Below are 22,639 nucleotides of genomic sequence, written 5' to 3'. Positions count from 1 at the left end.
ACTAACTCGAGTGCTTTTTCATTTGTTTTGCTTTCATAAATGTAACAGTTCGCGCTGTTGAATCATATAGACACCATTCTCTAGAACCTATTACAGCACCAACATTAACCCCGTATTTTTTTTGCTTCAATTGAATAGGTTTACCATAAGTAAAAGATTTTCTTTTACCTTTTTTATAAAATGCGGAATCATGGCTATGACCAAAAAAGAAGACGGATTGTTTAGCATCTGTTAACAGGGGTTTCCAATCTAACGACCACTTAAATTGATGTCCATGTATAATGTGCGCACCGTCAATTTTTAGAATCTCCGGAAGTTCATGAAAAGTTCGGAGACCCGTTACTTGCATAATGCGTTCCTCCTGATTTCCTCGAACAGAAGGGAACTGTAGCAAATTGCTAAAGTGCTCTGAATGCTCAGCAGCCTCTTCAAATGCTAGTCCCCTAATGTTTTTTGCTCTTTTTTTACCTATTTTACATTCAAATAAATCACCTAAACCAATGATTGTGGCATCTTCAGCCGTTTGATTTATATGCTGTAAAACTGCGTTAGTATCTTCAAAACACGAGTGCAAATCTCCAATCAATGCATACTTCATTTAGGTAATCATCCTTTCAAAAATATAGTAGAAATAATAGCATACATTAAATTGCTGGTAAAATAATTATTAACAGTTAAAAATAGTATAGCTACTTGTCGATAAATGTAATCACTTTATAAAGCATTTATTAAACACATGTGTAAGGTACCGATATTAGTAAGGTGACAAAATTACCTAATTGTTACAAAAACATGACACGAATTACGCTTTTATTAAGGTTGGGATATTCAGTGCCCATTTTTTTCAAGTCATGGTAGAATAAATGAGTGAGAAAATTGGGATATGAAATAAAGATTAGAGAAATGAGTTGACTAAGTTTGAAGATGAATACGAAATGGGGCCGCACAGCGGTTATGACATTAGCGTTAACAAGCGGCTTTATGTACACCGCGCAACCTCTACAAGCAGATGCAGCAACATCACAAGAAATGACACAAAAAAAAGTAAAGATAGATAAGAAAATTAAAAAGCTAGATAATGAGATTAAAGATTTAAAGAAGAAATTACAAAAAAAGACGGAAGACTACAAAGTAACTCAAAAAGACTTGAAAAAAGTTAATGCATCTATTGTGGAAACTGAAGAGCGTATAGAAAATCGTTCAGAAATAATCGACGATCGACTTAAAGCCTATCAAAAAAATGATAGCACAGTTAGCCCATACATAGAGGCAGTGCTTGGATCTGACAGTATTACAGACTTAGTCAGTAGAGCAATGAGTGTTAAAACAATTATTGATGCAGATCAAAACTTGTTAGAAGAACAGGAAGCTGATAAACAAGAATTGGCTGATCAAAAAGATGATTTAGAAAAAACACAAGCAAAATTGCAAAAACAATTCCAACAAATGCAAGAGGAAGAAAGCGCACTTGAAACAAAAAAGGCTGAAAATAAAGTTAAATCATTAGAGCTAAAAAGACAAATTGCCTCTAAAAAAGAGGAAGAACGTATTGCAAAAGAGCTCAAAGAAAAAGAAGAAGAAGCTCAGAAGTTAAAAGACCTTCAGAATACACGATTTGTAAGTGATGATAATAATGTTGGTAATGGAAATAACTCTGGGAATGGCAGTAATGGTGGTAGTCCAAATGACAGCAATCAATCTAAACCAAATGTTTCAGGTTCAAAAGCTGCAACAGAAGCCATTGCAGAAGCTAGTAAATATTTAGGTACTTCTTATGTATGGGGTGGGAGCAATCCAACTTCAGGGTTTGATTGTTCAGGTTTAACACAATGGTCATTCAAGCAAGCAGGATACTCTCTTCCAAGAACAGCAGCACAGCAGTATCTAGCAACTGAAAAAATTGATCGTAGCAGTGCGAAAGCTGGGGATTTAGTATTCTTTAGTTACGGTTCAGGTGTTGCACACGTTGGAATATACTTAGGAAATAATAGAATGCTAGATGCACAAAATAATGGTGTAGTTGTTGAATCTTTAGATTGGTGGAACCAATATTTAGTAGGATTTGGCCGTGTCTCTGGTGTAAACTAAACAATTCTAAAAGCTCTTTGTTCATAAAAGAGCTTTTTTTATGAGAAAAGTAATAAAATAAAGTGATTTTTTGTTTATCTGGATATGTAAAATAGACTTCACTAATCGTACGTGCATATCCGTGGCCAGCACTTCATAGCTAAAATGATCAATAATTAATTTTTCCTGAAATTTGTTATGAATGAAAAGGTTTCTTATTGACTTTGGCTAAATTTTAGTAGCTGAGAAAAGAACTTGACGCAAAATGGTTGAGGACTTTGGTTTATTAATAAAAAAATAGGGTATATGACTAGGGGAAAATAGATTTTTTTTAGCGAAATGATCATTGAGTTTAAAAATCAAATATTATATTTAGGTATCACGAAAATACCATCTTTTGATTCAAGATAAATAGTATCATGTGGTGATTGGCTAATGCGAGGAAATTAATCGTTATCCAATATTGGATAATGATTAGATTTTTTAGGTATTAAGACATACTAGGTGTGAGTTTAATAGTTTATAAAATTATAAACATGCTATTGTAGCTATAATATTATTTTACTTATTAATCAAATAGGAGGATAAAAAGTACTTTGGATATGTATTAATTTGTCGATTATTTAAGAGATTTTCGCTATACTAGTAATTGTAAATATTCAATAGAGAAAGTAGTGAACGATTATGGCAACAGCGTCACATGCAGTAGAAATTCCATTACCAGCAACTGAAGTTTGGGACTTTGTAAGCAATATGGAGAAATGGGCAACACTTGTACCTGGATATAGAGAACATGAAATCATCAATGATCGTCAATCTACTTGGACATTTGCTGGAAATGTCGGTGTCTTGAAAAAAACTGTGAAAGTACAAATAGATATTATTGATTGGATAGAGCCAACTAAAATTACATTTAACCTTATTGGTTTAACAGATAAATTTACTGGAAACGGATATTTTGAAGCAACAGCATTAGAAGCTGAAAAAACCGAGATGGTCGGTTTCTTAGAAGTAAATGCTGGTGGTTTAGTAGCACCAGTCCTAAATCCAGTATTCAAAGCGGTACTACCAAAAGCAACAACTATGCTAACTGAACGTGTAGCTAATAAAATCAGATTAGTTCAAGTTTAATAGCTAAAACCGTCAAAAAGTCTCTCCATTTGGAGAGGCTTTTTTAGATTTCTGCTTTCAGCACTTTTTCTGAAAAATAGCTGTTAGTAGTCCGTCTATACCAAAAACGGGTTCATTTGATTCGGCTACTCTCATATTTCGTACTTCAATACACTCAAAGTCTTGAAAAACCCTTCTTAGCTTTTCTTCTGTAAATCCTAAGCCGCCCTGTAAACTTTTTATCCTATACACTTCCCAATCTGAAATACTAGAACCTCCAATAGGTCCATCTTCGATAAAACAGTTAATAGCAAAGTATCCGTTTTGCTTAAGCGATTTTTTAATTAAATCTATGTAATCCATTCTCCTATGTGGTGCAATATGATGAAAACAACCTGAATCATAAACTAGATCATATTTTGAATCCTCTATATATAAATCAAAAATATTATGATTAATAAAATTGATTGTAATATTTTTTTCAATCATTCTATCCCTAGCCCATTTCAATGATTCTACAGATAAGTCTACTGCATCTACCTTATAGCCTTTTTCAGTTAGGTAAATTGCATTTCTACCAGGTCCACATCCTAACTCTAATGCATGACCAGAGTTTAAAAGTTTTCGATCAAAATAACTGACTAGGTTTTCATCTGGTTTATTTTCAAAGAAGGGAATCCTCTTTTCACGATCTGAATAAAACTCATCCCAAAATTGTTCGGGTTCTCGTAGTAAACTGTCTAACATATTTTTTAAATCATCATAATTCTTAATGTTCTCCATACTTTCTCCCCTTTCAATTGGTTTATCTTGCTAATTTATCTTATCAACAATTGGGTGTATTATGGTTACAAATACATTAATTGTATATTAAAAGTAAAGGGTGTTAACTGTAGAGAGTACAACTAAAAGCTCTTTAAATAATCATAGGGTATCATGAATGCTACTCAACAGAAAGTATAGATGGATTGTACGATGGTTTTATAAAACTAAAATAGAACATGTTTAAATGGGTTTTAGGTGGTTTCCTCTTAATTAACAAGAAAATATTTTTACAATTATTACAATAGTATTTCAGCGGAAGTTCTAAAATATTTTAAGTATTCGAAATGATACATGGACATATACTCTTTTGTCTTTTTAGAGAAATCTCCAAAAACAACAAGAGAATTTCATGTTTTACACTATATCAATATCACTTATTATTCATTATCATTTAAATATTCAGAAAAAGGGGGTTTTTGATGACGAAAACGATGAACGAAAAGCCAAAAAAGAAGATAATTGAACGATTTTTAGATGGAGTAGAGAAAGCGGGAAATAAATTACCTGATCCTGTGACGCTCTTTGTTATAATGGCGTTTTTGATCTTGGGATTGTCATGGATAATGGCTAAGTTCAATGTTTCGGCTGTGAAACCCGGAACAGATGAGAGTATTGCCGTTATCAATTTACTTAATCAAGAAGGATTAATACGTATTTTAGGTGAAATGCAGTCAAATTTCACATCATTTCCACCTCTTGGAATGGTTATTGTTTCAATGCTTGGTATCGGTTTAGCAGAGCAAACAGGTTTAATCGCAGCATTGATGAAAAAATCTGTGATGAGTGCTCCACAGAAACTGATTATTCCATTTTTAATATTAACAGGATTGGTTGGAAACGTAGCAGCAGATGCAGCATTCATAGTTTTACCACCAATTGCTGCTTTAATCTTTATGAGTATTGGACGAAATCCACTTGTTGGTTTAGTCGTTACATATGCCGCAATTGCGGGTGGCTTTAGTGCTAACTTGTTAATTAGTTCTCTTGATGTTCTGTTACTTGGAATCACAGAATCTGCAGCACATCTAGTAGATCCTGAATATACTGGTCGTGCAACAATGAACTATTATTTCCTAATTGCTTCAACATTTGTTTTAGTAGGTTTAGGAACATTTGTAGCACATAAATTTACGATACCACGTTTTGGAGAATTTAACGGTGAGTTGGAAAAACTTGAACCTATTACTCCTATTGAAAATAAAGGCTTAAAATGGGCAGGTATCGTAACCGCAATATATGTTATTATTCTATTAATTACGGTTGTACCATCTAATGGTATTTTACGTGATCCTGAAACAGGTGGTTTCTTATCTTCTCCATTTATGACGGGTATTGTACCAATCATGTTATTTTTCTTCCTGTTACCAGCTTTAGCTTATGGGATTGTCACAAAGAATATTAAGAGTGACAAAGATGTTGCAGAGAAAATGTTTAAATCTGTTGCAGATATGGCTTCATTTATTGTATTAGCTTTTGTAGCAGCCCAAATGATTGCTTATTTTGGATGGAGTAATATAGGTCCAATTTTAGCGATTAAAGGTGCTGAAGTATTACAAGCGATGGATTTTACAGGTTTACCAATGATAATTGGCTTTATCGTAATATGTGCAAGTATAAACATGCTAATTGCAAGTGCTTCAGCTAAATGGGCATTATTAGCACCAATCTTTGTTCCAATGTTCATGTATTTAGATTATAGTCCAGCATTAACACAGGCAGTTTATCGTGTAGGGGATTCGATAACGAATCCTATAACACCAATGCTTGCATACTTTGCAATTCTTTTAGCCTTTGCTAAAAAATACGATAAAAATATCGGTATTGGAACATTGATTTCCGCTTTACTACCATACTCAGTTATCTTTGCGATTGGATGGATTTTGTTGTTTAGTATTTGGTTCTTATTAGGATTGCCACTTGGACCTGGTGATTCAATTTACTTAAAGTGAGGGAAATTATATGGAAAAATTATATGATTTATTGAAAGAGAATTATGGAGAAATGATAGAAATTAGACGTTTCCTACATGAAAATCCAGAGTTATCATTTGAAGAAGTAAATACACCGAAATATATTGCTGAATATCATCGTAACCTTGGACATGAAGTGACTGAAGGCGTCGGTGGACGAGGTGTAGTTGCAAAATTGCATGGTGCAAAACCAGGTAAAACTGTAGCGCTTCGAGCAGACTTTGATGCCTTAGCGATTCAAGAACTAAATGATATCCCTTATAAATCCAAAGTAGATGGCGTTATGCATGCATGTGGACATGATGGACATACAGCAACACTTTTAGTATTAGCTAAAGTGTTAAACAAGCTACAAGATGAGTTGGAAGGAACAATCGTTTTTATCCACCAACACGCTGAAGAACTTGCTCCTGGTGGGGCAATTGCAATGATAGAAGATGGTTGTTTAGACGGAGTAGACGTTATATTTGGTACACATTTATGGGCCCCTGAACCATTAGGGAATTTAATGATAAAAGATGGTCCTTTAATGGCAGCAGCTGATGGAATCTATATTACTGTAAAAGGAAAGGGCGGACATGGTTCTGATCCAAGTAATACAAAGGATTCGATCGTTATTGCTGCTCAATTTATCACAAATATACAGCAACTAGTAGCTCGCCGTGTAGACCCGATTAAACCAGCTGTAGTATCAATAGGACATATCGAAGCACTAAATCCCTTTAATGTAATTGCAGATTCTGTTTATATGAAAGGTACGGTTCGTACATTTGATGAGGATACACGTGATTTATTGGAAAAAGAAATTGAAGAAGTTTTAAAAGCTTCATGCTATTTAACAAAAGCAGATTATGAATATAACTTTGTACGTGGGTATCCTGCGGTTGTTAATCATACGAAAGAAACGGAATTCATTATGGACCTAGCAACACAAGTTCCAGGTGTGGATGAACTTCGTGTATGTGAGCCAGTAATGGGTGGTGAAGACTTTGCCTATTATCTAAATCATGTACCGGGTACTTTCTTCTTTACAGGTGCGAAAGATCCGAATTGGGAAGAGGTTTACCCTCATCATCATCCTAGATTTAATATTGATGAGCGTTCTATGTTAATAGCTGCAAATACTTTAGGTGCTGCAACACTGAAATATTTGCTTGAAAACAAGAACAACTAATAGAATATATAGAAATGACAATCCACGAGAGTTTTAGTCTCGTGGATTTATTATGGTTGCTGGTTATATAAAAATAAAGCAGCTTGTATATTCATGGCATGTTGAATATCGTTTAAATCGAGTTGGAGTTTTTCTTCTATTTGTTGGATTCTATAATAGACTGTATTTTGGTGCATATGCATTCGTTCTGCAGTTTGAGCAACATTTTTATGACAATGAAAATAATTAATAAGTGTATCTAATAAGTCGTTTTTAGTACGTTGGTTATCTTGAGAGGGTAAAATAGGATTCAATATTTCTTCAACAAAATATTGTTTTTCTATGGAAGACATGGATAGTAGATAACGATATATTCCAAGTTTTTTATATGAAATAATTGTTCCATCTATTAAGTGTTGAGTATTTTGTAAAAGTTCTAGATCCTGATAAGACGCAAATATCCCTTCAATATTTGCGATAACTCGACCAATTAAAATTCGTTCATTATTTTGTAGAGTAATATATTTATTAAGGGAGCTTTCGATATTCTCGTGTTGATCTCTTAAGGCAATTAAAATGATTAAAGAATCTTTATGTGGGAAAAATATGCAGTTCCCAATTGGTCGGAATTTATTTTGATATTGTGACTCTAGATTTAATGTGTTTGCATAATTCGCCTCGTTAAAACCTTCCTGCTTATAAGAAAGTAAGCAGTACGCTTGAAAGTATGTATCATCAAACATCGTATTTAATGTTTGATCTGATTGAGAAATCAGTAATTGTTGAAAGAGTGCCATTCTTTCTTGGACTTTTGATTCTAAAAATTTTTGCTCCTTCATTTGTTCAATAGCCATTATTGCAGTGCCATGAGATAGTGTTAATTTTGAATAGACATCTAGTGAATTTGCTGGGCAAATAACTAGAAGATAACCGGTTATACCATATAAAGAGGATATTTTAAAAATGTATCCAGTCAATTCATTTGGCAAAGAAACTTGAAAATACTGTTTTTTTGATGGGAATTGATAAAGTGATAGTTCTATCCAATCTATTATCGTCGGGAGATTCATATTAGTACTACTATGGCTACCAAACAAATAGTGACCCTCTGCATCAAAATACAGAAGTTCTTTGTCAATCATACTAGCTAATGATAAAATAATCTGTTTTGTATCACGTGCATTTAAAATAATTTCATTTAAACTATGGTGAGATGCTAAAGTTGAGCTCAAAGTTTGTGCACGTTTTTCTTTTTCCTCGAGATTTTGGCTAAGGATGAAGACTATTGCAATTTGAGTAGCAATTGCTTCAACAAACCCTATTTCTTCTTCAGTGAAATAATCATTAGAGAAAAAATTATCTAAAGTTAAGACACCTATTTTTTTATCCTTATAAGTAATAGGTACTGAAAGGCAGCTTTTTGGTGGGACCTGCTGAACGGAAGACTTTAAGTAATATTGATAGTTAGGTTCTTTCATATTACTCATTGCTTTCTTTACTGCGCTTTCACCATGGATAACTAACGTTTTTCCAGTTTTAAACACAGTGCCAGATATCCCTTCTCCAGAAGCGAGCCTGCTCTGAATATAATATTCTTCTTTAAAATTAACAGCAGCTTCAATAATGAGAGTTTCTTGTGTTGCATCCCATAAAAGTAGGAATCCACCGTCTGCTTTATCGATTGTGTCGATAACGACTTCAATTATTTTTTGAACATCTGTAGTGTTTTCGATGTTTTTGGTGATTTCTATAAAGGCTTGCCATTGCTTTATTAATCCATTTTCTCTAACATGCATATTATGAACTCCATTTATGTAATTAGTTTATTTATAAGACGCTGAAATAGATTTAAAAAGTAGGAACATCTTATGAATGAAATGAGATTTCCTAAGACACTTTAAACTGATAGACTGTTTAAGAATATTGATTTACAACCAGAGATATACCTTGAAAATAAGTTGAATATATATGAATTCTCCAGCTTCGTTTTCACAATAATTCAATGGATGTAGCTTCCAAGAGCTCAAATTTAATATAATACCTAGAATATCCAAGAATATAGCTTGTATTTATTATTTTATCATAATTATTCCGATAATTTAGAAAATAATTGAAAAAGGTTACTGAAAATGACTAAGATAGTGATTCCAGCAATGTTAGTTTTCCTGATAAAATATAAATTTTGGAATTAGGGGGGATGAATAAGAGAAGATGTAGAAAACCACTTGAATTTCTATTGTCTTGAATAAAATCTTCAAAAATCCTTAATAATTTCCTTTATTTCGCCTTTATAAGTAAAGAAGTTTGAAAGATTTACAAGTTCGCCTTCAGGAAGAAATAGTGTAGTTTTGATACATAAAAATAGTGAATATCAGCTGTAGAAGAAAAAAATATTTTTTCTATTATATTGTATAAAATATCAAGAGAAAGAAACGACAAACAAATTAAAAGTAATAGAAAATGGAGACATTTAATAATCTAAAAAAACAAAATATAAACCTATACCGGTAATGATACAACTAAATATCTCCCTTGAAATTAATTTTTTCACATTTTAGCCTTCTTATAAATCCAAGGTCATATCTTCGATGTAATAAAATAAAAATCTGCTAATTAGCAATCTAAACAAAAAAAGGAATTGAAGTAAAGATTAATCCTCAAACAACTCTTCCATCAAATCAGCTACTTCTTTTCCCAATTGTTCTTTTCCTTCTGAATCAATTGTGATCTCTCCATTTTCAAACAGTAGTACATCTCCAGCTTGAACACCTTTAGGTAATTGAGTAAGTGAAAAATCTTCCAGACTATTTTCAAATTCAACAACAGCAATGTCCCCTTCAAAACGATCAATGATTCCTCTTTTCATGCTGAGCCACTCCTTAAAAATAGAATAAAAACAAAATAACTTTAGGGCTTATTTTTGATAATCGATAAAGTAAGTATCATAAGATTCTTTAAAAATGTATCCGAGCTTTTGAGCTAATTTAACAGATTCTATATTAGCACCATCCCAACTAGGATAAATTCCTCTGTTAAGACAATCTAATATCAAGGCAGAAGCTGTTATTGTTGCTAAGCCTTTTCTTATATGATCAGGGTGTGTAGCAACTTCAATCTCAATCCCATCATCATAAATACTATATGATGTGGCCCCACACACAGCTTTCCCTTCAATTAAAATAGCAAAACCAACACCTCTATCTAAAAAATCTTCTATAGAATTAAACTGACTTATAAAGTCTTCAGAAAGCTCATGAAAAGATGGTTCATTCACTATAGTTTTATCTATTTTTTTTAGTTCATAACCTTCTGGTAGTGTAGATAATAAGTTCTTTATATAGCTCACATCTAGATGTTCAGGAACCTTTTCAAATCTATATCGTTGGAATTTTTCTGTAGATCCTTTATGTACTTTTTCAATTAGTAGTTTCCATTCATCATTATTAACAATTGCAAGTGTATAATCAGGTAGATTGAATAATAGTTCTTCTGCTTCCTTTGTATTAGGATTTCCAGCATAAAATACAAAAATCCCCACAGTTACTTGTGCTACTTTAGGATTTTCAAGGTTGTCAACCCAAGCGGTTCCCATATGTCCTTGTAGACATGAGAGAACAATAGTACTATCCATATTTTCGAACATAGGTACTAACTTTTTTCTTACATTTATATCAGCTTCATAAATCATTGAATTCCTACTTTCTCTACAAAATATTGTAAATAACTCTTTTTATCGATATTACCATTATTTTTCCAATTTGTATAATTGAATTTATTTTTTTATATGATGATTACAAGTACATATTAAAAAATAAAAATATATCGTATTGCATTTTTAACTAAAATTGTAGAGAAAATGAATAATAAAATGTAATTTTAGCTGAGAATTGTAAAGGACATATAAATGATAAAGTATTGACAGTTCGTTATAATAAATTTGATGGAAAGCCATACAGAAAGAATGTGATGATATGAATCGCAAAATAGTAGGGTCCATTATATTATTCATCGGTATACTAACTATAGCAGGGAAATTTTTCTTTCGTAATTTTGAGTACAGTGAAGCGTTATCTTGGGGGGGATTAGCGCTGACGATATTAGGTGCGTTGGTAATAAGTGAGAAAAAAACATAAAGGGGAGTCAGTAATGGAATCTTTGTTTGTTCAAAATATTTTAGGGATAGATAAACCAATCTTACAAGCACCAATGGCTGGAGTGACGACGCCTGAATTTGTAGCAGCAAGTGCAAATGCAGGTATTTTAGGTTCTATTGGTGCAGGGTATTTAAATGCGGAAGCGACTAGAAATAGTATTCGAGAAGTAAAAACTTTGACTGACAAATCATTCTCAGTAAATTTGTTTGTTCCAGAACAGGTTGAGGCAACTGATGAACAGATTGCACAAGCGTACGAGGCATTAAAGCCATTTCAACAAGAACTTGGGTTATCGGAAGAAAAGGTTGTGCTATCTTTCAGTGAGTTCGCCGAGCAGGTAAAAGTAGTCGTTGATGAGGGTGTGAAAATTTGCTCTTTTACTTTTGGAATACCAGATCAAGAAACAATATCCTATTTACACAAACATGAGACTTATTGCATGGGCACTGCTACGACTGTAGAAGAAGCAATTGCGGTGGAACAAGCTGGATTAGACGCTGTAGTTTTACAAGGTGGGGAAGCAGGTGGCCACCGTGGGACGTTTTTAGAGCCTCTTACGTTAATTCCAACAATGGAGCTACTTAAAAACACGATCGGCAAAATAAACATCCCCATCATTACTGCTGGGGGTATTATGACAAAAAAGCATATGCTTGAATTACTTAATGAAGGTGCAGAAGCTATTCAGATTGGTACGGCGCTTCTAGCAACTGAAGAAAGTGGCGCACATCCACTACATAAAGAAGCAATTTTAAAATCAGAAAAAGATAAAACAGCTTTGACAACCGCTTTTTCAGGGAAAGCTGCTAGAGGGATTGTAAACGATTTTATGACTTACATGGCAAATCAACCGATTGCTCCTTATCCAGTTCAAAATGATTTAACAAAGGAGTTACGTAAAGTAGCAGGTCAGCAAGGAAAAGCAGAATATCTATCAATGTGGGCTGGAGAAAATATGTATTTAGCTAAGCCCGGGAAGGTAGCGGATATTGTGCATCATTTTATAAGTGATGACTATTGATTTAGATTAATTATGAGGCGTACTACATTTTTGTAGTGCGCTTTTCGTTAAATGAATTGTTGTATTTTCATAGAAAACTAGATTAGTTATTGGTTGAACTTTACGTTAACGTCAATGATATACTGCTTCTAAGTTCTTGTTAGGATGGTGGCGCTATTGAGGACAATTACAGATATTGCAAAAGAATTCGATGTAACGACACGGACAATTCGCTATTATGAGGAACTTGGTTTATTGTCTCCACAACGGACAGATGCAAAAAAAAGAATGTACACAAATTCAGATTATGCAAAGCTAAAACTGATTTTCAGAGGTAAGAGATACGGGTTTTCACTCGAGGAAATCAAAGAAATGATTTTACTATTTGACAAGGATAGAACAGGTAAAAAACAACTTGAAAGAACAGTTGCATATGGAAAATTAAAAATGGCTGAAATCGATGAGAAAATGCGGGAGTTACAGGAAATTCGAGATGAGTTGGAAACTCTACATCTTGATTTTACTGAAAAGTTAAATAGTTTAAAAGGGGGCAGTTATATTGAATAGTTCACAATTATTAACGCGCAATGCAAGAAAGTATCCACATGGGGAAGCTATTGTAAGTCAAGGCAAGCGAATCAATTTCAAAGAGTTAAATCAACTAGTTAATCAATTTGCTAATGCTTTACAAGAAAAGCAAATTAAACAGGGGGATAAAGTTGTCTTATATATGCCGAATGTTGTGGAATTTATGATTAGCTATTTTGCCGTACAGCGTCTAGGAGCTGTAATTGTTCCAATCAATGCAAAGTTTTCAATAAAAGAAGTGGAATATATTGTTGAACATTCAGATGCAATCGCTTTCATAACTCATGAGCTTTTATTTCCTGTAGTCGAAAAATTACAAAATCCAGGTTTACTAATTAAAACAGGTGCTGAAGAAGATGGATGGTTAAGTTTCGAGCATTTAGTAGCTACTAGTAAAGATAAAGAAATAAATTGTTCTTTAAAAGAAGATGATGAATCAACTATTCTCTATACTTCTGGTACGACTGGTAATCCAAAGGGTGTACTATTTAGTTATCGAAATATATTAACAGTTGCCCAGATGATTTGTGTAGAAATGGAGATGAAGCCAGAGAGCAGATTACTCCTTATGATGCCACTTAGTCACTCTGCTCCCTTACACTTATTTTTAATGGCTGGAATGATTGTTGGAGCAACCGCGGTATTAACACCAACTTTCACACCAGATCTTTTCATCGATACGGTTATTGAAGAGAAGACGACGCATTTCTTTGGAGCTCCGGTAGCATATCTATTAACAGCACAAAGTCCAAAGTTAAGTGATGCTGACCTTTCTTCAATGAAATGGTGGGTATATGGTGGTGCACCAGTATCTAAAAAAGAAGTAGAGTTCATACAACACGCTTTTAAAACTGACAATTTGGTATGTGTTTATGGTTTAACAGAAGCAGGGCCAAGTGGTTCGATTTTAATGGCACATGAACATGAAAATAAGGCAGGGAGCATAGGGCACCGTGCACCACTCCATACAGAACTACGTATAGTTAACGATATTGGTGAGGATGTAGCAGGAGGAGAAGTAGGGGAAATTGTTCTATTAGGTGAAGGTAATATGCTAGGTTACTATAAAAATGAAGAGGCGACTAAAGCAGCATTTATAGGTGAATGGTTGAAAACTGGTGACTTAGCTAAGTTTGATGAAGACGGGTACATTTGGGTTGTTGATAGAAAAAAAGATTTAATTATTTCAGGTGGGGTTAATATCTATCCAAAAGAGATTGAAGAACAAATATTGCAATATGTTGGTATTCATGAAGTTGCAGTAGTAGGAGTCCCTCATCCTGAATGGGGGGAAACTGTAAAAGCTGTATATGCTTCAGCTGAACAAGTCGATGTAGAGGAGTTGAAGTCTTATTTAACTGAGCATTTAGCGAAATTTAAAGTGCCAAGGCTATTTGAACAAGTCGAAGCACTACCAAGAAATGCATCAGGAAAAATATTGAAACAACCTCTAAGAAATGTAGGTGTAGTTCAATGAAAGTATTACAGGATGTAACTGAGCAAACAGCACGAAACTTCTTTCATGATAACCAAACTTTACAACTTATACTAGAAAAAACATTAGATGCAGATTTTTTAGATTATGCTAATCGAGAATTGAGCGTTTTTGGTGAATTATGTGCTAACGAAATCAACTTACGTGCAAAACATACTGATCGTGAAGGCGAACCGAAATTGAAACGATATGATAAATATGGGGAAGAAGTTTCTGAAGTATGGGTTAATGATGGCTATAAAAAAACTATACAGGAGACTTATGATACGGGGATTGTGGGCTATGTGCATAAGGAGATTCCTGCGCTTGGTGTGAAAGGGAATTACACATATAGCTTTGCACAAGGATATTTATTATCCCATGCTGAGCCGGGCTTTTATTGTCCTGTCACTTTAACTATGGCTACAGCTTATTTATTAGACCATTATGCAGATGAGTCATTAAAAGAGCGTTTTTTAACACCTGTTTGTTCTACAGGGGAAGGTCCATTATTTGAAGGGGCTACGTTTTTAACAGAAAGACAAGGTGGTTCAGACGTTGGTGCCAATGTTGTAAAAGCAATAAAAGAAGGCAACAACTACCGATTATATGGTGAAAAATATTTCGCATCGAACGCAGGAATGTGCGGAGTTGCAATGGTGCTTGCCCGTATTGAAGGGGCCTCAGGAGGTTCAAAAGGATTAACATTATTTGCAGTACCTTGGCGTAAGGAGAACGGAGAAGTCAATCATTTACGTGTGCGCCGTTTGAAAGATAAACTAGGTGTTAGGGCAGTACCTTCAGGTGAAGTAGAATTTGATGGAGCTGAAGCTTTTGTTGTGGGAGATCCTACTAGAGGATTTTACTATATGATGGAAGCTTTAAATCTCTCACGGATTTGTAATGCGGTTGCATCTATTGGCATTATGCGCAGAGCATTACTTGAGGCAAAAGACTATGCAACCCGTAGAAATGCATTTGGCAAGAGATTGGCCGATTTTCCTATGGTACGAGATACATTAGGTAAGCTTGCAGCAACACTTCATGTAGAAGTAGCAACCGTATTTGATTTGATTGGACTTTATGAAAGAGTGACAGCGGGTGAAGCTACGGAAAAAGAAGTGATATTGCACCGCTTGTATATCGCTATTATGAAAAAGGAAACAGCTGAGCAAGCAATTCATTTTGCACATGAAGCAATTGAAATGCATGGTGGAAATGGCTATATTGAGGATTTTGTGACACCAAGATTATTACGTGATGCCCAAGTTCTTACGGTTTGGGAAGGGACTGCGAATATTCTAGGATTAGAATTAATCCGTCTAGTAAATAAATACTCAGCACATACTGTATTCACGGATGTTATGCAAAAACGTCTACAGCAAATTACAAATAATGAGCAAAAACAAATTGTCGTTATTCAGCTAAAATTATTAACAGAAGAACTTTCTAAATTCGCGGGTTTAGATGCCGATTTACAAAGTTTTGAGGCGAAAAAATTAGCAAAGAAAATGGCGCATGTTTATGAAAGTGTAGTAGCGATCGAATGGGCAGTAAAACATGGTGGACGATATGAGAAACTTGCTGAAGTGTATTTAGATGAGGTGTGGTCCTTAAGGGAAATAGGGGACCCGATGAAAACAGTGCAATATTTTGAAGAGATTGTATAAGGGAAAACTGCGAGGAGTACTCTCGCAGTTTTTTTGTTCATATTTACTAATATCAAAAAAAGCGCCTCAAATAGAAAATTAGCAGCAGTATTTTTAGAATGTTAATGTGGTAATTTTGAAAATATGGGACAATAAAAAAATGGAAGATTATTAGGGGGAAATTTACATAAGTACTGGTAGATTGATGAATCAAAAAGATAAAAGGAGATATTAAATTATGTCAATAAAACACAATACAGAAGAATATGATAATCCAGTATTATACGATAAGGAAAATAACCGTTACACAGATGATATTCCATTTCTACAAAAATGGGCGTCAAAGGCTGAAGGTCCAATTCTTGATATTGCATGTGGAACTGGCAGGGCAACGATACCTCTAGCCAAAAGTAGTCATAAGATAGTAGGAATAGATTCACATGAAGGTATGCTAAATGAAGCGAAGAAGAAAGCTAGTAAAATGAAATTACCAATAAAATGGATTCAGCAAGACTGTACGAAGTTAGAATTAAATTTTAAAACCGACTTTGCATTCTCTGTTGGGAATTCTTTTCAACATTTTCTAAAGAATGAAGATCAAGATGGCTTATTTTCATCGGTTAATAGACATCTTTTTCAAAATGGCATTTTCATCTTTAATACGAGATTTCCAAGTGCTGAAGAATTATTACAGCCAGAAACAGAAGAACACTGGTATACGTATATTGATATTGACATGCAACATAAAGTGGATGTATCTACAATTGCAAAATATGATGCGCTCAATCAATTGCAATATTATACAACAATTCGAAAATATAAAGATGAAACAAATCATATAGTAAATGAAGTGAGTACTAATATTACATTAAGGTATGTTTACCCAAAGGAGATGGAACGAATGCTTGCGAATCATGGGTTTGAAGTTATTCAAATATATCAAGATTGGCAAGAAAACCTAATAACGAATGATAGTTATTCAATGATTTTTGTGTGTAAGAAAGTTAGTGAATCATGTAAGTGAAGTGATTATATTTTATCAGTAACAAATAACATTATAGAGGAGAGAATATGTGTCTGTTATTCCTTACTATCATTATTTCGCTCTATTGATTGTGTTCATTTCAAGCTTTATTGGGGTTTTTAAACACAAAAGTATCTTTTATTCATCTGTCGTTACAATAATATTATTAGTAGTTCCTAATATTTTACCGATTTTCGAAGTTTACGAAAAGAAAGAGTCTGTTGTGTATGCTATTTTTTATGCTATTAATGCAGTAGTTCTATCACTAGTTTTATTACAATTGCAAAGAGGTTTTTTGAGTAGCCATGAAAAAAATCTGGAATTATGAAGCTCAATTGAAATAAAAGTTCGCAATAAACATTTAGGGGTGAGAGTAATTGCAAATATTTAATATAACTAAAAGAAGGATGAATGCGTTTGATTCGGATTTTCAACTATCGCATATTTGCCAAACTTCAACATCAACGAATATTAGTTTAATGACTTTAGAAGAGGATGGTGTGATAGGTAACCATCAAACAGTAACGAATCAATTGCTTATAGTATTAAACGGAGCAGGTAATGTTGCTGGTAAAGAAGGCGGAAAAACGGTAGGTCCCGGTGATGTTGTGTTTTGGGACAAGGGTGAATGGCATGAAACTACTAGTGAATGTGGTATGCAAGTGATGGTTATAGAGAGTGATGAATTGAGAGCATCTGATATGCTCTCATTAAAAGGATGGACGATTTGAGTATTTTCAAGATGAAATGAAATTTAATATAAAAAGGACTAGCCTAGAAATTCAGCTAGTCCTTTTTATATGCCTATTTTGTATTTATTAAACTTTATTTTCCGATATTTAGAAAATAGCGAAGAGGTATCAAATAGGAGCAACTTTACTTTCTCATTATTTTCACTTAATTATGGTGTAGTCCTAACCATATTTTAAAGCTAAGATTTTGGAATAATTGTTACTGCGACTGTACGTGTAGGGATATTTTGGTTGTTAATTTTTTTATTGTAATACTTGATCATTAAACTATTTAATTCTTGCTGGAAATTATCAAAATGTTCATCGTCAATTTTTAACTCTAAAAGTGAAAAGGTTGCCTTGTCTTCTTTAGATCCGTCTAGTTCTAATCCTGATAAATAACTTTCATATTGAGTCATTAAAGATAATTGATAATAAGATAAATAATTAACCTTTTCTTCTTTGGATAATTTTTGCCATTCTTCTGAGTCAAGTCGAGCAGCTTCCTCGTTTAGTGAATAGTATTTCTCAAATACAGATCTGACTTTTTTCTCTTTTATAATTTGGATAATACCAGCATCTAAAAGCACTTGAATATGTCTATATAGAGTGGCTTGTGGCACATCTTCTATAATCTTCACCATTTCAAGTGGAGTGAGACCAGTTTCTTTATTTCGCATAAGAGCTTGAGATATTTTCATTCTTACAGGGTGAATTAAAACTTCAGCTTTATTATTCATTATTTCTCCTTTGAAAAAAATTTTCATTATCCATATTGATAATATTATCAACATGAATTATTAAAATTACAAGTACAATATTTATATTATTTTTAATTCACAAAAATTGGTTGAAATAAAAATAATTTGAGAAAAGTCTATACAAATGTACTACAATTATATTATCATTATCGATAATGATAATGAATAATAAATTCAAGAGAGGGGATATAAAATGCAATTACATTATAATCTGGAAGATTTAAAGGATATAGATTGGATGGGAGTTTTACCAATCATATTACCTTTTATGGCAGTAGGATTTATTTTAATTTTGATTGCTTTATTAGATTTATATCGTAATCGTAAGACTAGGGAAAATGTATTTATTTGGACACTTGTTATTTTATTTTGCAATACAATAGGTCCGATTTTATATTTCGTAATAGGAAGAAAGGATAATAGAGCATAATGAAACTAGAAATTAAAAATGTAACAAAAAAATTTAAGGAAAAGAAAGCGGTTAGTCAATTTTCAATGATATTAGAAACGGGTCAATGCGTAGGATTAATAGGACCTAATGGAGCGGGAAAATCGACATTAATTAAGATAATTGCTGATATCCTTCATACAGACGAAGGTGAAGTACTTTTAGAAGGTAAAAACATCTCGAAAATGAAGCGTGAAATAGGTTACCTACCTCAGTATCCAAATTTCTATGAATGGATGACGGCGAAAGAAACACTTTTTTTTATGGGGCAACTGTCGGGTATTTCAAAAAAAGAATTGAATAGAGATGTACCGATAATATTAGCTAAAGTGGGGCTTTCAGATGAAGAGGATGCCAAAGTTCGAACTTTCTCAGGTGGTATGAAGCAAAGACTTGGTATAGCACAGGCGTTGTTACATAAACCAGCTTTTATCGTAATGGATGAACCGGTCTCGGCCTTAGACCCGATAGGTAGAAGAGAGGTTCTAAATTTGATTCAAGAAATTAAGCAAGAAACAACAATATTATTATCAACCCATATTTTAAGTGACGCAGAGGAAATTTGTGAAAGATTCGTTGTCATTAAAAATGGTATAAAAATTGAAGATACAACAATGCTTGACCTGATAAGTCGTAATAGTAAACCTGTTGTATATTTAGAAATCACACATAATGATAAATCTTGGGTAGATACAGTGAAAATGCTCCCGTATGTAAAAGATGCAGAAATGACTGGCCATAAAGTAAAAGTTACATTAGATGATGTTGTAAAATATAAAAATTCTCTTATCCAGAATGCATTAGAAAATAATGTTGATATTATACGTTTTGAAATTGATGAACACGAAACCCTTGAAGAAATATTTTTGAAATTGGTGGTGGGTACATGAATTCTTTAGTTGTACTAATGAAAAAAGAATATAGTCAAGTGTTGAATGATTTCAAATTAATCTGGTTGCCCCTTGTTTTTATCTTTTTAGGCGCGACGCAGCCAATCATGACATATTACTTACCCTCAATTTTAGAAGCACTTGGTGGTACACAAGGAATTTCAATTGATCCATCTATGACTGAACAGACAGGAGGGCAGGTTCTTGCAGCAACGTTGGGCTCACAATTCGATCAACTTGGCATAATGATAATTGTCATTGCTATGATGGGGTTAATTCAATCAGATAAATCGAGTGGAATGTTAGCATTTATTTTAACAAGGCCAGTTACTGTTAGCTCTTATATTGGTGGAAAGCTCCTTTCTAATTATTTATTAGTCTCAATAAGTGTGGGGATTGGTTATGTCGTTTCTTTGTTATACATTCATTTCCTGTTTACCGGTATAGAGTTATCACTAATGATTACTGCGCTTTTTTGTTATTTATTGTGGATCCTTTTTAGCTTATCGTTCACTACAATGCTAAGCGCAGTGTTAAATAGCCAAGCGTTAATTGCATTAATAGGTATTATTACGTTACTAATTTGTAGAATGTTAGTAGGGCTTCATCCAGTCTTAGATGTGGTAAATCCAGCTGGAATGAGCAAACATGCGATGAATTTGCTTATAACTGGCTCAGTGGGGGCAAACTTTTCTATTAATCTATTTGCAACAATTCTTTGGGTAATTCTAACAGTCACATTTACGTATCATTGGATCGTGAAAAAAAAGTTCCAACCTAATTAGATTAAGAAAGTGTTAGAAGTTTGGAAATATAAAAACGATAAATTAACGAATTTTAACTGGAGAGGTAACATACTATGACTTGTATAGATGACAGTAAGATGTTGCAATTTATTGCACTCGGAGGTGGCAACTTTTCAACAAATATAGATAATCCATTACAAGAACAATATATATTACAGCAAGCAGTAAATATAAAACCTAGCATTTGTTTTATAGCAACAGCGAGTGAGGATAATGAAAGGTATATTAAAGATTTTTATAAAGTTTTTTCTATTAAGAAATGTAAGCCTACACATATTACGATTTCTGACATGAATGAAAAATGTCTGAATTCCATAATAGAGAAACAAGACATTCTTTATATTGGTGATGGTAACTTGAATTTTATGATCAATATATGGAGAAAATTTAAGATGGAAGAGAAACTTAAAGAAGCCTATCATAAAGGAAAAATCATAGTTGGAGCAGGTACGAGCGCAATATACTTGTTTGAAGAAGGGGTATGGAAGGACGAATCCTTAGTATACAAAATTTCCGCAGGCTTAGGTTTAATAAAAGGAGTTTTATGCCCTTACTACAATGATGAAGAGAGTAAACAAGCACTATTTAAGCTTATAAGTAATGGAAGAATTTCATCTGGATTAGCAGTAGATGATGGCGCTGTTGTCCACTTTAAAAATGGTGAATTAGCAAAATGTGTTGTTTCAAAGATAAATTCATCAGCATATTCGCTGTCAACAGATATCAAATTTACGAAAGAACATATGGAAGTTGTTATGCTCGGTTAGCTTGTTAAGTTTAGGAAATGTAAGTATCTAAAGTCATCATCATTTCTCTTAATTAATACTCTTATTGTTTATAAAAAGTATGTTGAACATATTCACTCTAATATTTTTTTGAATTAGATGGTTTTGATAAAAGGAAAAAGACTAGCTGAAATTAGTTAGTCTTTTTTATATTAGATGTAATTATTTTGAATATATAGGATAATGATGTATAGATGTTAGAGAGAAGTGAAAAGGGGGTTTTTATGGACAACAAAATGAAAAGGATGCTGTGGATAATTCCTAATATATGTTTTTATTTAACAGTAATCTTTTTAAGCATTTGGGTGGTCATCAATATGGAGGCCCTAGATGAAATAAATAGATTAGATATATTTAGAATCTTGATTATTTTGATACTTGGCGTTTCGATATCGGGATCAAGAGTTGATGAAATCTGGTTGCTATTTAAATTGAATGCTAGGCGAAGAAATCAATAAAATTTATACGGAGAGGGGCAATAAACGATGGTGATTTATTATGAAGTAGTCTGTGGTTTGTGTAAAGAACCTTATAAATTGATAGAAGGTACGAAGCATTACAAGCTATATAAAGAGAGAAAAGCAAAAAACTTTCATTGTGTAAGTTGTACAAAGAAATTAGAGCATGTGGCAAAACGGAAGAGATACTAATAAATGTAATCTTTGTAGAGTTAGAAAAATGGGTTATTAGTCCATCGTATATTAGGGAGTGAGCCGATTTATGCAGAGACTAGAAAAGGTTTTACAACTACGAGAGAAAAATTTATTAAGAGATTCTAATCAATTAATGATGGATATTCATCGGGATTACCCGGAAGATGGATTAGTAAATTATCAAACTGCATGGAGCTTAGATGTTCTAGGTCTTGAAAATGAAGCCATACTTTACTATGAAAAAGCTATTTTACTAGGATTAAATAATCAAGATGAACCTAATGCTTATCTAGGTTTAGGTAGCACGTATCGAACAATTGGGGAGTATCAGAAGTCAGAAAAAGTATTTCAAGAAGGTATCACAAAATATCCGAATTTTAAAGCGCTCCAAGTATTTTACGCGATGACTTTGTTCAATTTGAAAAAGCACGAAGATTCTATTGGGCAATTACTTGATGTGATTATCTCGTCTACTAAAGATGAAAGTATTAAGGAATACGAGCGCGCTATTCATTTTTATAAAGATAAACTTCACCTAGTTTGGTAGTGAA

General features: G+C 33.2%; 23 protein-coding genes. 17 read left to right on the top strand and 6 right to left on the bottom strand.

Annotation, left to right across the window (positions count from 1 at the left end; all coding sequences use genetic code 11):
* Position 1: 1 nt before the first annotated feature.
* Positions 2-598: a metallophosphoesterase family protein gene (locus MHH98_RS15955; protein ID WP_038190895.1), complete on the bottom strand. Its 597-nt coding sequence runs from the start codon at positions 596-598 to the stop codon at positions 2-4.
* A gap of 326 nt (positions 599-924) precedes the next feature.
* Here MHH98_RS15955 and MHH98_RS15950 point away from each other — a divergent pair, with 326 nt between their 5' ends.
* Entirely contained in the window at positions 925-2,088 is a 1,164-nt protein-coding gene (locus MHH98_RS15950) for a C40 family peptidase (protein WP_076065252.1), read from the top strand.
* Positions 2,089-2,751: 663 nt separating this feature from the next.
* The gene (locus MHH98_RS15945) at positions 2,752-3,198 is read left to right on the top strand and encodes a CoxG family protein (protein WP_038190892.1); all 447 of its coding nucleotides are present in this window, start codon (positions 2,752-2,754) and stop codon (positions 3,196-3,198) included.
* Between the two features lie 57 nt (positions 3,199-3,255).
* Here the strand turns inward: MHH98_RS15945 and MHH98_RS15940 are convergent, their stop codons facing one another.
* Positions 3,256-3,960 carry a class I SAM-dependent methyltransferase gene (locus MHH98_RS15940; protein ID WP_038190889.1) on the bottom strand — a complete coding sequence of 235 codons (705 nt, stop codon included), beginning with the start codon at positions 3,958-3,960 and terminating at the stop codon, positions 3,256-3,258.
* 461 nt (positions 3,961-4,421) lie between these two features.
* Between MHH98_RS15940 and MHH98_RS15935 the strand changes: the two genes are divergently transcribed.
* Together MHH98_RS15935 and MHH98_RS15930 are read left to right on the top strand one after the other, a co-directional pair.
* A complete protein-coding gene (locus MHH98_RS15935) occupies positions 4,422-5,951 on the top strand; it encodes an AbgT family transporter (protein WP_235175778.1) in 1,530 nt (509 codons plus the stop codon).
* 10 nt (positions 5,952-5,961) lie between these two features.
* The gene (locus tag MHH98_RS15930; RefSeq protein ID WP_340711509.1) at positions 5,962-7,146 is read left to right on the top strand and encodes a M20 metallopeptidase family protein; all 1,185 of its coding nucleotides are present in this window, start codon (positions 5,962-5,964) and stop codon (positions 7,144-7,146) included.
* Positions 7,147-7,196: 50 nt separating this feature from the next.
* Here the strand turns inward: MHH98_RS15930 and MHH98_RS15925 are convergent, their stop codons facing one another.
* From MHH98_RS15925 to MHH98_RS15915, 3 genes are all read right to left on the bottom strand, one after another.
* Complete coding sequence (locus MHH98_RS15925) at positions 7,197-8,921, bottom strand: helix-turn-helix domain-containing protein (protein WP_038190883.1); 1,725 nt, start codon at positions 8,919-8,921, stop codon at positions 7,197-7,199.
* Between the two features lie 854 nt (positions 8,922-9,775).
* Positions 9,776-9,991: a DUF3006 domain-containing protein gene (locus tag MHH98_RS15920; protein ID WP_038190881.1), complete on the bottom strand. Its 216-nt coding sequence runs from the start codon at positions 9,989-9,991 to the stop codon at positions 9,776-9,778.
* Positions 9,992-10,039: 48 nt separating this feature from the next.
* Entirely contained in the window at positions 10,040-10,813 is a 774-nt protein-coding gene (locus MHH98_RS15915) for a GNAT family N-acetyltransferase (protein ID WP_038190877.1), read from the bottom strand.
* 283 nt (positions 10,814-11,096) lie between these two features.
* Here MHH98_RS15915 and MHH98_RS15910 point away from each other — a divergent pair, with 283 nt between their 5' ends.
* The 8 genes from MHH98_RS15910 (at position 11,097) to MHH98_RS15875 (ending at position 17,745) form a co-directional block, all read left to right on the top strand.
* The gene (locus tag MHH98_RS15910) at positions 11,097-11,258 is read left to right on the top strand and encodes a hypothetical protein (protein WP_155981212.1); all 162 of its coding nucleotides are present in this window, start codon (positions 11,097-11,099) and stop codon (positions 11,256-11,258) included.
* Positions 11,259-11,271: 13 nt separating this feature from the next.
* The gene (locus tag MHH98_RS15905; RefSeq protein ID WP_038190875.1) at positions 11,272-12,300 is read left to right on the top strand and encodes an NAD(P)H-dependent flavin oxidoreductase; all 1,029 of its coding nucleotides are present in this window, start codon (positions 11,272-11,274) and stop codon (positions 12,298-12,300) included.
* A gap of 156 nt (positions 12,301-12,456) precedes the next feature.
* Complete coding sequence (locus MHH98_RS15900) at positions 12,457-12,846, top strand: MerR family transcriptional regulator (protein ID WP_340713244.1); 390 nt, start codon at positions 12,457-12,459, stop codon at positions 12,844-12,846.
* A complete protein-coding gene (locus MHH98_RS15895) occupies positions 12,839-14,344 on the top strand; it encodes a class I adenylate-forming enzyme family protein (RefSeq protein WP_340711507.1) in 1,506 nt (501 codons plus the stop codon). The genes MHH98_RS15900 and MHH98_RS15895 overlap by 8 nt, the downstream gene beginning before the upstream one ends.
* Positions 14,341-16,011: an acyl-CoA dehydrogenase family protein gene (locus MHH98_RS15890; protein ID WP_340713243.1), complete on the top strand. Its 1,671-nt coding sequence runs from the start codon at positions 14,341-14,343 to the stop codon at positions 16,009-16,011. The genes MHH98_RS15895 and MHH98_RS15890 overlap by 4 nt, the downstream gene beginning before the upstream one ends.
* A gap of 217 nt (positions 16,012-16,228) precedes the next feature.
* Positions 16,229-17,014: a class I SAM-dependent methyltransferase gene (locus MHH98_RS15885; protein ID WP_340713241.1), complete on the top strand. Its 786-nt coding sequence runs from the start codon at positions 16,229-16,231 to the stop codon at positions 17,012-17,014.
* 49 nt (positions 17,015-17,063) lie between these two features.
* Positions 17,064-17,342 (top strand): hypothetical protein, encoded by a 279-nt coding sequence (locus tag MHH98_RS15880; protein WP_038190851.1) that lies wholly within the window; start codon positions 17,064-17,066, stop codon positions 17,340-17,342.
* A gap of 49 nt (positions 17,343-17,391) precedes the next feature.
* Complete coding sequence (locus tag MHH98_RS15875) at positions 17,392-17,745, top strand: cupin domain-containing protein (RefSeq protein ID WP_038190844.1); 354 nt, start codon at positions 17,392-17,394, stop codon at positions 17,743-17,745.
* A 200-nt stretch (positions 17,746-17,945) separates the two neighbouring features.
* Here MHH98_RS15875 and MHH98_RS15870 read toward each other — a convergent pair whose 3' ends face one another.
* Positions 17,946-18,485, bottom strand: coding sequence for a helix-turn-helix domain-containing protein (locus MHH98_RS15870; protein ID WP_038190842.1), 540 nt, complete (start codon positions 18,483-18,485; stop codon positions 17,946-17,948).
* A gap of 214 nt (positions 18,486-18,699) precedes the next feature.
* On the opposite strand from MHH98_RS15870, the gene MHH98_RS15865 reads away from it, so the two are divergent.
* From MHH98_RS15865 to MHH98_RS15845, 5 genes are all read left to right on the top strand, one after another.
* Complete coding sequence (locus MHH98_RS15865) at positions 18,700-18,936, top strand: PLD nuclease N-terminal domain-containing protein (RefSeq protein ID WP_340713238.1); 237 nt, start codon at positions 18,700-18,702, stop codon at positions 18,934-18,936.
* Positions 18,936-19,844 carry an ABC transporter ATP-binding protein gene (locus MHH98_RS15860; RefSeq protein ID WP_340713236.1) on the top strand — a complete coding sequence of 303 codons (909 nt, stop codon included), beginning with the start codon at positions 18,936-18,938 and terminating at the stop codon, positions 19,842-19,844. Before MHH98_RS15865 ends, MHH98_RS15860 begins: the two co-directional genes overlap by 1 nt.
* Positions 19,841-20,629, top strand: a complete 789-nt coding sequence (locus MHH98_RS15855) for an ABC transporter permease (RefSeq protein ID WP_340713234.1) — start codon at positions 19,841-19,843, stop codon at positions 20,627-20,629. Before MHH98_RS15860 ends, MHH98_RS15855 begins: the two co-directional genes overlap by 4 nt.
* A gap of 74 nt (positions 20,630-20,703) precedes the next feature.
* Entirely contained in the window at positions 20,704-21,417 is a 714-nt protein-coding gene (locus MHH98_RS15850) for a Type 1 glutamine amidotransferase-like domain-containing protein (RefSeq protein ID WP_051448853.1), read from the top strand.
* Between the two features lie 738 nt (positions 21,418-22,155).
* Positions 22,156-22,635, top strand: coding sequence for a tetratricopeptide repeat protein (locus MHH98_RS15845; protein ID WP_038190819.1), 480 nt, complete (start codon positions 22,156-22,158; stop codon positions 22,633-22,635).
* Positions 22,636-22,639 lie beyond the last annotated feature (4 nt).

This window comes from Viridibacillus sp. FSL H8-0110 (assembly GCF_038003565.1).
Taxonomy (GTDB): Bacteria; Bacillota; Bacilli; order Bacillales_A; family Planococcaceae; genus Viridibacillus; species Viridibacillus arenosi.
This window is presented reverse-complemented; position numbering and strand designations above follow the sequence as displayed.